Raw genomic sequence first — 13,574 nt, 5'->3', positions numbered from 1 at the left:
CAGGCTGATTCGAACATACCGCAACGATTCCGCGCCGTTCCGCAAAATACGGAGCCGGCGAGTCGGGCGATCTCAGGCGCGGGTTGATTTTCGTCCCATGATGCAACGGGGCAACGGTAGTCTTGCGGATCACAAATCGCCAAATCAGGCACAAATCCGCCTGTAATGTCTTGAATGTGCCGCTATCTTCGGTCATCTGGCCGTTAACGGTCCGGACGGGGCCCGGGGACCATACAAGAGCGATGATGATCAAACATTTTCTGACGATATGCGCTGCCGCAACAGTCGCTGCGGCGGGAACCTCGCTCGCGCAAGCTCAGAGCTATCCGGTCCAGCAGGCGCCGAGCTATGGCGCCCCGGCCGAGTATCGACCCGGCGACCGCACGCCGAATTTCGACGCGCTGGAAGATGACGACGACGCGATGCCGCAGGCAGCGCTGCCGCCGCCCGGCCCGGACCCGCGCTACGGCCGTCCGGCCGGCGCTCCCCCGGTCTATTCGGCGGCCCCGCCGCAGGGTCCGGTGATGTCGCCGGATGATCCCCGTTATGGCCGTCCCGCAGGCCCTCCGGTCTACTCGGCCGCGCCGCCGCAGGGTCCGGTGACGTCGCCTGACGATCCCCGCTACGGCCGCCCCGCCGGCCCGCCCGCAGTGATCTACGCCGATCGTCCGGCTCAGGCGCCCGGCAGTGACGGCCTGCGTCCGCCCGAGGCGGTCGGTGGTCCCGCCGCGACCGGAACGGTCCAGGCCGGGCAGCCGCCTGTTGGTGCCGACGGCCGGCCGATGGCGATCGCCTCGCTGCCGCCCGAGGAGCAGCCCGACGCCGCTCCGGCGCAGTTGCCGCAGAACCTGCGCCGCCAGGAGGTCTCGCTGGCGACCAAGGAGCCGGCCGGAACGCTCATCGTCGATACCCCGAACACCTATCTCTATTACGTGCTCGGCAACGGCCGCGCCGTCCGCTACGGCGTCCGCGTCGGTCGCGACGGCTTCACCTGGACCGGCGTGCAGAAGATCACCCGCAAGGCGGAGTGGCCGGATTGGCATCCGCCGACCGAGATGATCGAGCGCCAGCCCTATCTGCCGCGCTTCATGGCCGGCGGTCCCGGTAATCCGCTCGGCGCCCGCGCGATGTATCTCGGCTCGACCGTCTACCGCATCCACGGCACCAACCAGCCCTCGACGATCGGCAAGTTCGTGTCCTCCGGCTGCATCGGCATGCTGAACGAGGACGTCTCGGACCTGTTCGATCGCGTCAAGGTCGGCACCCGCGTGGTCGTGATGCCGGGTGGCCCGCCGCCGGGAACGGCGACCGCATCCGCTGCGCCCGTGCCCGGTGCTGCTGGTCCGGCTCCGATGGCAGCCCAGGCCGGCCCGGTCGGTGGCACCCAGCCGACAGTCGTGCCGCCGCTGCCCGCGCCGGTCACCGTGCGCTAAGTAAGCGCTTCGCAAGAATTGATCTGATGACGGCGCGTGAACTTCGGTCACGCGCCGTCATCATTTGAGGCATGCGCGCATGTCTCGCTTGCGCATGCCTGACTTGAACGGCTCCGCAGCTCGACTACCTCGAAAGAGGATTGCAACGAATTGAGGAGCACAGGATGCGCATCTTTGTTGCAGGCGCAACCGGCGCGGTCGGCCAGTATCTTGTTCCGGCGCTGGTCGCTGCGGGTCATTCCGTGATTGGCACGACACGGAGTGCAGGAAAAATAGACTTCGTGCGTCGATTGGGTGCGGAACCGGTCGTCGCCGACGGCCTCGATGCCGAAAGCATGCGCGCTGCGGTGATTGCGGCAAAGCCCGACGCGCTCATCCAGCAGATGACGGATCTCGCGGCCGCCACGGACCTCCGGCATTTCGATCGGGCTTTCGCGCGAACCAACGAGCTCCGCACGCGCGGAACCGAGATTCTGCTCGACGCCGCACGTATGGCCGGCGCCAAGCGCTTCATCGCGCAAAGCTTCTGCGGTTGGACCTTCAGTCGCGCCGGTGGAACGGTGAAGACAGAGGCCGATGAACTCGACCCGCATCCACCGCAAGAGCTGCGACGCACGCTCGAGGCAATCCAGTATCTGGAGCGAAGCGTATCCGCATCAACGAAGCCGGAGGGCATCGTGCTACGCTATGGGTTCTTCTACGGGCCTGGCACCGGCACGCTCTCGCAGGCGATGATCGACCAGCTGCACCACCGGCGTGTGCCAGTGCTCGGCGATGGCGGCGGCACGTGGTCGTTCATTCACACCGAAGATGCCGCCTCTGCCACACTTGCCGCGGTCGAACGCGGACGCGCCGGCAGCATCTACAACATCGTCGACGACCATCCGGCGCAGGTGAAGGATTGGTTGCCCGCGCTGGCCGAACTGCTTGGTGCCAAGCCGCCGCGTCACATTCCCGCCTGGCTCGGGCGCCTGCTTGCGGGCGAGCATATGGTTGCGATGATGACAGAGGTGCGTGGAGCATCCAACGGCAAGGCAAAGCGCGAGCTTGGCTGGCTGCCGGCGCATGCCTCGTGGCGCGACGGCTTTGCCGATGCGGCAAGGCAGTCCACCAGCCACCGCTCGGCGGCCTGAGGCATCACGCCAGCTTCCGCGGCAGCTCGCTGCCCTTGGTGAAGGCGTCGATCGCCTCGACCATCTGGCCGTAGTGGATGCGCAGGCCGTCCTCGGTGGCGTAGCCGAGATGCGGCGTCAGCACGAGATTGTCGAGCTTGCGGAAGGGATGGTCCGTCGGCAGCGGCTCGATCGAGAACACGTCGATGCCGGCGCCTGCAATTCTCTTCTGCTGCAACGCCTCGAGCAGCGCCTGCTCGTCCACGATCGGTCCGCGCGCGGTGTTGACCAGGTAGGCCGTCGGCTTCATCCGCGCGAGATCGTCGCGCCCGACCAACCCGCGCGAGCGATCGCTCAGGACCACGTGGATGGTGACGATATCGGCCTTGGCGAACAGCTCCTCCTTGGTGGCGTAGCCGACGCCGGCGTCCTTGCACTTCTCCGGCGTCAGGTTCGGGCTCCAGGCGATCACGTTCATGCCGAACGCCTTCGCGATACCAGCCATCTTGCTGCCGAGCTTGCCGAGGCCGACGACGCCGAGCGTCAATCCGTCGATCTCGACACCGGCAAAGACCTGCCAGGGCTCACCCGCATGCATGCGCGCGTTCTCGCGACCGATGCCACGGGTCAGTTCCAGGATCAGGCCCATGGCGAGCGGCGCGGTCGGATCGCGGGAATATTGCGTGCCGCCGATCGTGACACCACGCGCCTTCGCGGCCTCCATGTCGATCGAGGCGTTGCGCATGCCTGAGGTCAGCAGCAGCTTCAGCTTCGGCAAGCTCTCGAACAAGCTCTTGGGGAACGCGGTGCGCTCGCGCATCGCGCAGACGATCTCGAAACTGGCGAGCGCGCTCGCCGCGGCCTGCTCGGAGGCGAAGGGATGGCTGAACACGGTGACGTCGACGCGGTCGGACAGGCTTTGCCAATCGGCGACGTCGAGAGCGAGATTGAAATAGTCGTCGAGAATTGCACAGCGCAGCCGCGTCATCATCGTTCATCCATGGCGAGAGGTGGAACCAGGCCATGGTTGCGCGCAATCAGGATCGTGCGCAAGTCGTTCGCGTCTTCAAAAATCCGATAGGCGTTAAAGGCTCAGAGGTCGCGGGGCTTGAGCCGGAGCGGCGCATTCATGCCGTGCTTGGCGCGCCAAGCAGGGCCGGGGCCGCGCATGTAATGCAGTTCGGGCCGGTAGGGGTTGAAAGCGGTGGCGAAGAAGCGCTTCCAGAAGCCCCGGATCTCCGCGACGAACGCGGTCGCGTTGCCGGCTTCCGCCGGAACCGGAAGGGAATTGGTCTCGATCATGGCCATGACGCTGTCTCGCTGTGCTCCCCGTTCATTCTGACCGGGTGACGCTGTTTCCGCGCGAAACCGAGCTTTGGCCTGATTTATTAAAAGATGGTTTCAATTGTCCGGATCGGCGGCGGGATGGTGTCCGTCCCGTATTCATCCGTGGTGAACGGAGGGAAAACATTGCCCTTTGGGGGCGGGGTCGCTACATCGGCGGCAAGCAAATTTCCTCAAATCGAAGGTTTTCGGGACCGATGGCGCGCCAGTTCATCTATTTCATGCAGGGCCTGACCAAGAGCTACCCGACCCGGAAGGTGCTCGATAACATCCATCTGAGCTTCTACCCGGACGCCAAGATCGGCGTGCTCGGCGTCAACGGCTCAGGCAAGTCGACGCTGCTCAAGATCATGGCCGGCCTCGACAAGGAATATAACGGCGAGGCCTGGGTCGCCCAGGGCGCCCGCGTCGGCTATCTCGAGCAGGAGCCGCATCTCGATCCGGCACTCAGCGTGCGCGAGAACGTCATGCTGGGTGTCGCCAAGCAGAAGGCTATCCTCGATCGCTACAACGAGCTGGCGATGAACTACTCCGAGGAGACCGCCGACGAGATGACCAAGCTGCAGGACGAGATCGAGGCCCAGGGCCTCTGGGATCTGGACAGCAAGGTCGACCAGGCCATGGACGCGCTGCGCTGCCCGCCCGACGATGCCGACGTATCGAAACTCTCGGGCGGCGAGCGCCGCCGCGTCGCGCTATGCAAGCTGCTGCTCGACCAGCCTGAGCTCCTGCTGCTGGACGAGCCGACCAACCATCTCGACGCAGAATCCGTGTCGTGGCTGGAAGGGCATTTGCGCAACTATCCGGGCGCGATCCTGATCGTCACCCATGATCGCTACTTCCTCGACAACGTCACGAGCTGGATCCTCGAGCTCGATCGCGGCAAGGGCATCCCCTACGAGGGCAATTACTCGGCCTGGCTGCAGCAGAAGCAGAAGCGGCTCGAGCAGGAGGGGCGCGAGGACGCTGCGCATCAGAAGACGCTGGCCCGCGAGCAGGAATGGATCGCGTCCTCGCCGAAAGCCCGCCAGGCCAAATCCAAGGCGCGCTATCAGCGCTATGACGAACTGCTGAAGCAGGCGAGCGAGAAGCAGACCCAGACCGCGCAGATCACGATTCCTGTGGCCGAGCGACTCGGTCAGAACGTGGTTGACTTCGAAGGCCTCAGCAAAGGCTTTGGCGATCGTCTCCTGATCGACGATCTCACCTTCAAGCTGCCGCCCGGCGGTATCGTCGGCGTGATCGGCGCCAACGGCGCCGGCAAGACCACGCTGTTCAGGATGATCACCAAGCAGGAAGAGCCGGACAAGGGCACCATCACGGTCGGCGAGAGCGTTCATCTTGGTTACGTCGACCAGTCGCGCGACGCGCTCGATGGCAGCAAGAACGTCTGGGAGGAGATCTCCGGCGGCAACGAACTGATCCTGCTCGGCAAGAGGGAAGTCAATTCACGCGGCTATTGCTCTTCGTTCAACTTCAAGGGCGCGGATCAGCAGAAAAAGGTCGGCGCGCTCTCCGGCGGTGAGCGCAACCGCGTGCATCTCGCCAAGATGTTGAAGTCCGGCGCCAACGTGCTGCTGCTCGACGAGCCGACCAACGATCTAGACGTCGACACGCTGCGCGCGCTCGAAGAGGCGCTGGAGGATTTCGCCGGCTGCGCCGTCATCATCAGCCATGATCGCTGGTTCCTCGATCGCATCGCGACCCACATCCTGGCCTTCGAAGGCGACAGCCATGTCGAATGGTTCGAGGGTAATTTCCAGGATTACGAGAAGGACAAAATGCGCCGGCTCGGCCAGGACAGCGTCGTTCCGCACCGCGTGAAGTACAAGAAGTTGACGCGGTGATCTCGGCATGATGCGGCGGGCGCTCATAGCTGCGGTGATCGCTATCACCTGTGGCCTGTCGCCCGCCGCCCGCGCCGCCGACACCGCCTTCACACAGTTCATCGCCTCGCTCTGGCCGGAAGCGCAGGCCGCGGGCGTCTCGCGCACGACGTTCGAGCAAGAGACGCGCGGGCTCGAGCCCGATTACAAGCTGCCGGATCTGATCCTGCCGGGGCGGCCCGCAACGGGTGCGCCGTCGCAGGCCGAGTTCGTGCAGGTGCCGGCCGACTACGTCAGGGAAGCCTCGATCGCGCGGCTCGCGGGCGAGGGGCAGCGGCTGCTGCAGAAATATCGACCAGCACTGGCCGAGATCGAGAAAAACTCCGGCGTGCCCGCCACCGTCATGCTGGCGATCTGGGGCCGCGAGACGGACTACGGCCGCTACACACTGCCTTACGATCTCGTTCGCGTGTTGGCGACGCAGGCCTATGTCGGCCGCCGCAAGGACACTTATCGCAACGAGTTCATCCTCTCGCTGAAAATTCTCGGCGACGGCGTTGTGACACGCAAGGACATGCGCTCGTCCTGGGCCGGTGCCACCGGGCTCACGCAGTTCCTGCCATCCGAATATTACAAGCACGGCGTCGATTTCGACCGCGACGGCCGCGTCGATATCTGGCATTCGGTGCCGGATGCACTGGCCTCCGCCGCGCAGCAGCTCGTCAACAAGGGCTGGCAGAGCGGCGTGCGCTGGGCTTACGAGGTGCAGGCACCGGCCAAGGTCGATTGCACCAGCGGCGTGCCCGAGGTGACGAAGCCAATCGGCCAGTGGCTGCGCGACGGCTTTGTACCAGTGCGTGGACAAAAGCTCAGTGCCGCCGAGCAGGCACAGCCGACCTCGCTGCTGCAACCGGAAGGCATCTACGGCCCGTCTTTCCTGACCACGAAGAATTACTTCGTCATCAAGGAGTACAATTTCTCCGACCTTTACGTGCTGTTCGTCGGCCATCTCAGCGACCGCATGACGAGCCCGCAGCCGTTCGCGACGCCGTGGTCGGCCTCCAAGCAATTGCGCACCAAGGATGTCGAGGCCATGCAGCGGGGACTTACGCGCGTCGGGCTCTACAAGGACAAGATCGACGGCAAGGCCGGCATGCAGACGCGCGCCGCGCTCGGCGCCTACCAGAAGTCGGCAGGCCTCAAGGTCGATTGCTGGCCGAGCGAAGAGGTGCTGCGCTCGATCCAGGCAGCGCGATAGGGAGCTGCAGCTCTTCGCCAAAGAAAAAGCCCGGCCGAGTGCTCGGCCGGGCTTCGATCGCAGCGCTCATGAACGCCGTGCGATCAGATCAGTAGCAGACGCGAACCGGGCGGACGGTCCAGCCGTAGCCATCCCAGTAGCGCTGGCGCTGCCAGTAGCAGGGCGGGGGCGGTGGGCCGGGCTCGGCCACATAAACCGGTCCGCCATAGGCCGGACGGCTCGATGCGATGGCACCGCCGACGATCGCGCCGCCGATCAGGCCGGCTGCGATGCCGACGCCGACGCCGTCATGGGCCTGGGCGGACGGAGTGGCGGTCGCCAGCGAACCGGCGATCGTCGCAACCGTGAGGGCGGCAACTAAAGTCTTCTTCATACTCTTGGCTCTCCTGAGAGATGGATGCTCCTTGTTAGGAGCGCCCGGGGTTTCAAAGGTTCACGCAGACTCTGATGGAATTGGCCTTGCAGCTAGGAAGCGCGCAAATGGTCAATCCGCGGTAAACGCACACGGAGCTGTGACGAGAAAAAGCGGTCTTTTTCAGGCCCGGAGATGAACGGCGCATCCGCAATGAACCGGCGTGCGGCGACTTAGCCGCAGACTCTGACGCGGCGGGCGCGCCAGGCATATCCGTCCCAGAAGCGCTGCTTCTGCCAGACGCAGCCGTTGCCGTAATAGTCGTCGGCAACATAGCCCGGGCCCGGCGCGTAGTAGCGCGGCGGATAGTAGCCGGGGCCATATCCCGGACCATATGCGTAGCCGGGGCCAGGGCCGGTCCCGTAATAATACGGAGAGGCCAGCGCTCCACCGACAATAGCGCCGCCGATGATCCCGGCCGCCACGCCCGCGGCGACGCCGCGTTGCGCCTGCGCCGGTGTACCGGCCGCAAGGGCCACAGCGGTGACGGCAGCGATTGCCAGGAACGACTTCTTCATTGGCTGACCTTTCGAGCAAACACGCGGGAACTCCTCGGGGTAAAGTTCCATACTTCCTACCAATGATCAATGAACGGCACCTTTGCCGGGGGCGACCAATTGGTATGGGCCGCAGCTCAGCAAGGAAGGCGTGATGGGTAACGCGATGATAAATGCATTGATCGCTGCCGGGGTCGTTTTCGCGATCGGCTACGGCTGGATCACCCATCTCCAGAACCGCGGCCAGCGGCGCTCCCGCGCGGGGGCCGGCGCCGATGGTGGCGGCGATACCCCGACAGGCACGAGCGACGGCTTCTCGCTCGGGAGCTGGTTTTCCAGCGATGGGTCCGGCAGCTCGGCCGCCGATGGCAGCTGCTCCAGCGGCGATAGCGGCAGCAGTGGCGGGGATTGCGGAGGCGGCGGCGATGGTGGTGGTGGAGGCGGCGGTGGGGGCGACTAGGTCCGCGGCAATCTTGGTCCAGCACAAGGCCCTGTTTTAGAGCCGTTCTAGGCTGCTTCCAAGCCAGTTTGGAATAGCTTCAAATACCGCTTTTTCCTTTTGCATCCGGCCGGCCCCTTAAATATCGATGATGGCGCATCACCAAAGGGCCTGCCGCTTCCATGATCGTTTGTTCCTGTAATGTGCTGAGCGATGACGACATCCGCGCCGCCGTCGCCGAGTCCGACGACGCCGTGCGCCATGCCAAGCAGGTCTATGGGTGTCTCGGCTGTAGCGCCGAATGCGGCCGCTGCGCGCGGACGATCAAGACCATTATCGACGAAGCGCTCGGCCCCTGTGCCACGTCCTGCTGCTCCGGCTGCCCGCACAACCACACGGTGGCGGCCAATGACGAGACGGCCCAGCCGGCCGAGTTCGCCCTCGCGGCCTGCTGAAATCTTTCGCAATCTCGGCTGCGCTTTTTCCCGGCTGCGTCCCTGTAGCCGGTTGCCCCAGTCTTTAAACTCATTTAGAAGCGTTCTAAATTCGGTTTACGGCCGATTTGGACTGCAAGAGCTGGAGTGAACCATGCAGGGCGACGCAAAAGTCATCGACTATCTCAACAAGGCACTGCGTCACGAGCTGACTGCGATCAACCAGTATTGGCTGCACTACCGCTTCCTCGACAATTGGGGCCTGCGGGACATGTCCAAGGTATGGCGCAAGGAGTCCATCGAGGAGATGGAGCACGCCGACAAGCTCACCGAGCGGATCCTGTTCTTCGACGGCTTCCCGAACATGCAGGTGCTCGATCCCTTGCGTATCGGCCAGAACGTCAAGGAGATCATCGAGTGCGATCTCGCCGCCGAGATGAGCGCGCGGGCGCTCTATCAGGAGGCAGCAACCTACTGCCACAGCGTCAAGGATTACGTTACGCGCGACCTGTTCGAGAAGCTGATGAGCGACGAGGAGCACCACATCGACTTCCTCGAGACCCAGCTCGATCTGATCGGCCGCATCGGCCTTGAGCTCTACACCCAGAAGCACGTCGGCGGGCTCGAGGGCGAGGGGCATTAGTCTGGCGCGTTAGCGCTGCCACAAGCTTCGTGTCGGCCTGGTTCGCAATTGCGCACCAGGCCGGGACGCCAATTACAACTGCGTCTTGTAGAGCTCTTCCACGATTTCCTGACTCTGCGGTTCACCAAGGCCGGTCTGCTCGTGGACCACCTCGACGATGCTCGGCATCACCGAGCGCGGCACCTTCTCGGATGACCACAGCTTCGAGCGCATCAGTGCCTTGCCGCAGTGGAAATAGACTTCGTTGACGGCGACGTTCAGCACCGCGCGCGGCGGCTTGCCAAACTCCACCATCGAGGCGAGCAGGTCCGGATCGGCCGACAGCGTGCCGCGGCCGCCGACGCGCAGCGTCTCGTCGATGCCGGGGACGAAGAACAACAGATGCACGAAGCCCAAGCTTTCGACGACGTTCCGAAAGCTATCGATCCGGTTGTTGCCGGAGCGATCAGGCATCAGCAGCTGGTTGGGGCCGGCAACGTGGACGAAGCCAACGCCGCCGCCGCGTGGTGAGGCATCGACGCTGCCGTCCGCTCCCGATGTCGCCAGCACGCAGAACGGCGACATCTCGATGAATTTCTTCGCATGCGTATCGATCGCCGGGCGCGCTTTCGCGATCACGCGGGGGCTCGGCTGGGCATAGATGGTGGCGAGGTCTTCGGCGCGAAGATCAGTCACGAAGTTCTCCCTGATTTGAATGCCCGAGAATATCATCTCTCGGCCCGATCGCTATCCCCTTGTCACTCCGCCACAGATCAGCGCAGTAGAGAGCCTACCAGATCAGGACGCGCGGCGCCGAGGCGCTGTCGCGCGCTACACCGCATCCGCCGGCACGAAGCAACTGATGATGATGGCGCCGCGGTGACGGACGTACCACACCACGGCCTCGCCGACCGGATTGCCGCGGTCGCGGATGATGGCGCGCTCGGGCACCTCTATCCATTGTCCCTCGATCGGCACCCAATAGGCGCCGCTGCGCACATCGTACTCCGTGCGATAGCCATCTGAGACGTCGCAGCAGGGCACGCCGTTCGGTGCGATCACGCTCTTGAACCAGGCGCGGACGTCGGGCGGGACGTGATCATATTGCCCGTTGTCGAACGCGAACGCGGCGCTCGTCAGCGCCGCCAGCCAAACGCACAGTACGAGCCTGTGCATGCGATCCTCCTCATCGCGTCGTGCCATTGGCGCGCGATTGTCCCGCGCGTCGATTCGTATCGTTGATGCAATTAAGCCCGAGCCGTCAGCCTAATGCATGCTCAAATAATATGCGGCGTGGAGGCGCCGCATATGATGCATCACGGTATGGCGGCGAGCTTGACAATTCTACATCGTCCGCTGCGGCACGGTTTGTAGAAACTGCCGAATTTGCTCGCTGTAGAATTTTGCGTTACCGGTGGTGCCGTGGCCGCGCGTCTCGATGCTCGCCGGGATGAGATACAGTTTGCCGTTCTTGACCCGCGTCATCGCAGCATCCGTGATGCCGGTCTCTGGGGGGTTACGCTCGTCGTCCGCCGAATTGATAAGCAGCAACGACGCTTCGATTGCCTCCAGCTTCTCGCCCGCATTGTAGTCATGCGAAGACTCCCACTGATAGACGAAGTCGTTGGCATCTGCCGTGATCGGCGTGGCTAGCCGCTCGTCGACGATCTGGTCGGCCTTGGCCGCCGTCGGCGCCTGCGATTGATAGGCCAGCGTTCCGCCGATGCTCGCGATGCCGTAGGCGGTGATGGCGTATTTCATCATGCGCGGCTGGCCGGTGTAGTTGCCTCCATTGTAGTCAGGATCGATGCGGATGGTGTCGAGCATCATCCGCCGCAGCATCCAGTTGCGCGACGCCATCTCGGTCGGCTGCGAGGCCATCGGGATCAACGCGTCCATCGCCTTCGGATATTTCTCGCCCCCACAACCAGGTGTGCATGCCGCCCATCGAATTGCCCATGACGAGCCGCAGGTGCTTGACCCCGAGCCCTTCCGTCAACAGGCGATGCTGGGCCTCGACCATGTCGTCGTAATTGTATTTCGGGAAGCTCGTCTTCATCCCGTTGGATGGTTTTGACGATTTGCCATGGCTTTCATGTCGATTTCCCCCGTGCGGCTCTGGTCGGCGGCCGCGTTGCGGCGGAAGTTAGCAGAACTCTCCGGAAGGATGTAGGATTTCGTTTTCGCCGATCGTCTTTGAGGAAAATATCGGGAGAGGCTGCATGTGCCGTAATATCAAGACGCTGTTCAACTTCGAGCCGGAGGCGACGGAGGATGAGATCCAGGCCAGCGCGCTCCAGTTCGTTCGAAAACTGTCCGGCTTCAACAAGCCCTCGCAGGCCAACGAAGCGGCCTTCGATCGTGCGGTGGCGGAGGTCTCGGAGGCTGCGCGACGGCTCCTGACGTCGCTGCACACCCATGCGCCGGCCCGCGACCGTGAAGTCGAGGCGGAAAAGGCCAAGGAACGTTCGCGGCTGCGCTTCGGCTAGGCGTCTCGCATCTCCGTTCCGTGATGTGGCTCACGGTGGCAACGGTCTCAACGCGCGATGATGTCCGCCGGGGTTTTGACAACCCGGAGCACCACCATGAGCCGCCCTCTTCTTCCGCTGAAAGCAGGTGCCATCGTCTTCACGCTGCTGTGGACCGCGTGGATGATGTGGTGGAGCGGCTCGTTCTCGAGCGCGAACGTCGTGATCCTCGCCGTGTGCGGCGCGGCGGTCGGCTATCTCTGGTACCGCGCCATGCGCTGGCAGCTCGAGCGCATGGGCATGCTGCCGCGACGCGAGAACGGGACGAAATAGATCCGTCCCTCAGCAATATCCGCCCGGGCTCGCGGCGGGCTTGATCAACATCGATCGGCTGCACGTCACGCGCTAGTCGTGATAGGCCGGCACCTCGATGCCCGAGGCGGCGTAGAGCCTGATCTTGTTGCGCAACGTGCGCACCGACAGGCCCAGCACGCGCGATGCGCGCGTGCGATTGCCGTCGCAGCGCGCGAGCGTCTGGAGCACGAGCTCACGCTCGACCTCGTCGACGGTCGCGCCGATCAGCAGCGGAACGATCTGGTTCGGGGCAAGAAATTGTGCGCCCGGTTCGGACGCAGCGACATGAACAGTGGTCATCAACACACCTCCCGATCAACGCCCGCTTCCGTCTCTGGAAGCGGATCGAGAACCAACGACCCCCAAGCCGTAGATCTACGGTGCGCGGGTTTGGTTAACGAAAGGCTAACCGCGGGCGATCGCACCAATTGACCTCAGGATTGCCGCGAAGGCGCCGCGATTGGCCTGGGATGCATCGTGATGCGGGCTTAGCTCGCACTGTAGCTGCGTCGTTGCGCCCCGCTCACACGGTCCGGTATCCGCCGTCCACCATCACGATCGTTCCCGTGACGTAGGCCGACATATCCGACGCAAGGAAGATCGCGGGGCCGACGATGTCCTCGGGCTTGCCGGTGCGCGCCAGCGGGGTGTGATCGACGAAGGCCTGCACCAGGGCCGGATTGCTCGCGCGCACATTGGCGTTGATGTTGGTCTCGATGAAGCCGGGCCCGATCGCATTGACGCGCACGCCTTCCTTGCCGAGCTCGACCGCGAGCGCCTTGGTGAAGCCGAGCACGCCGTGTTTCGAGGTGGTGTAGGCCGCCGAACTCGGCGTGCGCAGATGCACGAAGGACTGGATCGAGCCGATATTGACGATGCGGCCTTTGCTCGCGCGCAGCGGCGCCAGGAACGCCTGCGTCATGTTGAAGACGCCGTTGAGGTTGAGGGAGATGATGTCGTTCCAGTCCTTCGCCACTGTCTCGGGCTCCGCGGTGAAGGCATTGCGGCGGGTGATGCCGGCATTGTTGACGAGGATCGAGACCTGCCCGACCTTGTCGGCGATCTGCTTGGCGAGCGCAAAGCAGTCGTCGCGGTTGGTCACGTCGAGCGCAAAGCTCTCGGCCTTGCCGCCGGACTTGCGAATATCCTGGGCGGCTTCCGCAACCGTGTCGGCGTTGACGTCGAGCAGCACCACTTGCGCGCCTTCGCGGGCGTAGCCGGCCGCGATTGCCCGGCCGATGCCGGAACCGGCGCCCGTGATGACGGCGATATGGTCAGCGAGCAATGCCATGACAATTTCCTCCCGATTTCGTTTCTAAGTTTCATGAAAGGCTAACCCGAAATTAAGGGGTCGGAAACGGCGGCCTTGGCATAC

At 63.9% G+C, this 13,574-nt stretch carries 17 protein-coding genes and 1 pseudogene; 9 read left to right on the top strand and 9 right to left on the bottom strand.

Translation table 11 applies throughout. The features are described from left to right. Nucleotides 1-245: 245 nt before the first annotated feature. Both IVA88_RS31385 and IVA88_RS31380 read left to right on the top strand, forming a co-directional pair. On the top strand, nt 246-1,433 hold the full coding sequence (locus IVA88_RS31385) for a L,D-transpeptidase (protein ID WP_247501237.1): 1,188 nt from the start codon (nt 246-248) through the stop codon (nt 1,431-1,433). A gap of 164 nt (nt 1,434-1,597) precedes the next feature. Continuing rightward, nucleotides 1,598-2,566 carry an NAD-dependent epimerase/dehydratase family protein gene (locus IVA88_RS31380; protein WP_247501050.1) on the top strand — a complete coding sequence of 323 codons (969 nt, stop codon included), beginning with the start codon at nt 1,598-1,600 and terminating at the stop codon, nt 2,564-2,566. Nucleotides 2,567-2,570: 4 nt separating this feature from the next. Here IVA88_RS31380 and IVA88_RS31375 read toward each other — a convergent pair whose 3' ends face one another. Both IVA88_RS31375 and IVA88_RS31370 read right to left on the bottom strand, forming a co-directional pair. Then, nucleotides 2,571-3,533 (bottom strand): D-2-hydroxyacid dehydrogenase family protein, encoded by a 963-nt coding sequence (locus IVA88_RS31375; RefSeq protein WP_247501236.1) that lies wholly within the window; start codon nt 3,531-3,533, stop codon nt 2,571-2,573. 104 nt (nt 3,534-3,637) lie between these two features. Continuing rightward, nucleotides 3,638-3,853, bottom strand: a complete 216-nt coding sequence (locus tag IVA88_RS31370; RefSeq protein WP_247501049.1) for a hypothetical protein — start codon at nt 3,851-3,853, stop codon at nt 3,638-3,640. 233 nt (nt 3,854-4,086) lie between these two features. On the opposite strand from IVA88_RS31370, the gene ettA reads away from it, so the two are divergent. After that, on the top strand, nt 4,087-5,736 hold the full coding sequence (gene ettA, locus IVA88_RS31365) for an energy-dependent translational throttle protein EttA (RefSeq protein ID WP_247501048.1): 1,650 nt from the start codon (nt 4,087-4,089) through the stop codon (nt 5,734-5,736). Between the two features lie 7 nt (nt 5,737-5,743). Next, the gene (locus IVA88_RS31360; protein WP_247501047.1) at nt 5,744-6,973 is read left to right on the top strand and encodes a lytic murein transglycosylase; all 1,230 of its coding nucleotides are present in this window, start codon (nt 5,744-5,746) and stop codon (nt 6,971-6,973) included. An 88-nt stretch (nt 6,974-7,061) separates the two neighbouring features. Here IVA88_RS31360 and IVA88_RS31355 read toward each other — a convergent pair whose 3' ends face one another. Further along, nucleotides 7,062-7,346: a hypothetical protein gene (locus IVA88_RS31355; RefSeq protein ID WP_247501046.1), complete on the bottom strand. Its 285-nt coding sequence runs from the start codon at nt 7,344-7,346 to the stop codon at nt 7,062-7,064. A gap of 212 nt (nt 7,347-7,558) precedes the next feature. Continuing rightward, nucleotides 7,559-7,903: a hypothetical protein gene (locus IVA88_RS31350; RefSeq protein WP_247501045.1), complete on the bottom strand. Its 345-nt coding sequence runs from the start codon at nt 7,901-7,903 to the stop codon at nt 7,559-7,561. A gap of 133 nt (nt 7,904-8,036) precedes the next feature. Between IVA88_RS31350 and IVA88_RS31345 the strand changes: the two genes are divergently transcribed. The 3 genes from IVA88_RS31345 to bfr all read left to right on the top strand — a co-directional run bounded on the left by IVA88_RS31345 (nt 8,037) and on the right by bfr (nt 9,398). Next, nucleotides 8,037-8,342 carry a hypothetical protein gene (locus tag IVA88_RS31345; protein ID WP_247501044.1) on the top strand — a complete coding sequence of 102 codons (306 nt, stop codon included), beginning with the start codon at nt 8,037-8,039 and terminating at the stop codon, nt 8,340-8,342. A 161-nt stretch (nt 8,343-8,503) separates the two neighbouring features. Further along, complete coding sequence (locus IVA88_RS31340; RefSeq protein ID WP_007600718.1) at nt 8,504-8,776, top strand: (2Fe-2S)-binding protein; 273 nt, start codon at nt 8,504-8,506, stop codon at nt 8,774-8,776. A gap of 133 nt (nt 8,777-8,909) precedes the next feature. Further along, nucleotides 8,910-9,398: a bacterioferritin gene (gene bfr, locus IVA88_RS31335; RefSeq protein WP_007600720.1), complete on the top strand. Its 489-nt coding sequence runs from the start codon at nt 8,910-8,912 to the stop codon at nt 9,396-9,398. Nucleotides 9,399-9,470: 72 nt separating this feature from the next. Here the strand turns inward: bfr and IVA88_RS31330 are convergent, their stop codons facing one another. The 3 genes and pseudogenes from IVA88_RS31330 to IVA88_RS31320 form a co-directional block, all read right to left on the bottom strand. After that, nucleotides 9,471-10,073: an MSMEG_1061 family FMN-dependent PPOX-type flavoprotein gene (locus IVA88_RS31330; protein WP_247501043.1), complete on the bottom strand. Its 603-nt coding sequence runs from the start codon at nt 10,071-10,073 to the stop codon at nt 9,471-9,473. Nucleotides 10,074-10,208: 135 nt separating this feature from the next. Next, the gene (locus tag IVA88_RS31325) at nt 10,209-10,553 is read right to left on the bottom strand and encodes a hypothetical protein (RefSeq protein WP_247501042.1); all 345 of its coding nucleotides are present in this window, start codon (nt 10,551-10,553) and stop codon (nt 10,209-10,211) included. 168 nt (nt 10,554-10,721) lie between these two features. Beyond that, a pseudogene (locus IVA88_RS31320) lies at nt 10,722-11,466 on the bottom strand (alpha/beta fold hydrolase); the annotation flags it as partial. Between the two features lie 133 nt (nt 11,467-11,599). On the opposite strand from IVA88_RS31320, the gene IVA88_RS31315 reads away from it, so the two are divergent. Next, entirely contained in the window at nt 11,600-11,866 is a 267-nt protein-coding gene (locus IVA88_RS31315) for a DUF2277 domain-containing protein (protein ID WP_247501041.1), read from the top strand. Nucleotides 11,867-11,962: 96 nt separating this feature from the next. Further along, entirely contained in the window at nt 11,963-12,178 is a 216-nt protein-coding gene (locus IVA88_RS31310; protein WP_247501040.1) for a hypothetical protein, read from the top strand. A gap of 72 nt (nt 12,179-12,250) precedes the next feature. On the opposite strand, the gene IVA88_RS31305 is transcribed toward IVA88_RS31310, so the two are convergent. Next, nucleotides 12,251-12,499 carry a helix-turn-helix domain-containing protein gene (locus IVA88_RS31305; protein WP_247501039.1) on the bottom strand — a complete coding sequence of 83 codons (249 nt, stop codon included), beginning with the start codon at nt 12,497-12,499 and terminating at the stop codon, nt 12,251-12,253. A 223-nt stretch (nt 12,500-12,722) separates the two neighbouring features. Next, nucleotides 12,723-13,490 (bottom strand): 3-oxoacyl-ACP reductase FabG, encoded by a 768-nt coding sequence (fabG, locus tag IVA88_RS31300; RefSeq protein WP_247501038.1) that lies wholly within the window; start codon nt 13,488-13,490, stop codon nt 12,723-12,725. Between the last annotated feature and the right edge of the window lie 84 nt (nt 13,491-13,574).

This window comes from Bradyrhizobium sp. 149, from assembly GCF_023073915.1.
GTDB lineage: Bacteria > Pseudomonadota > Alphaproteobacteria > Rhizobiales > Xanthobacteraceae > Bradyrhizobium.
This window is presented reverse-complemented; position numbering and strand designations above follow the sequence as displayed.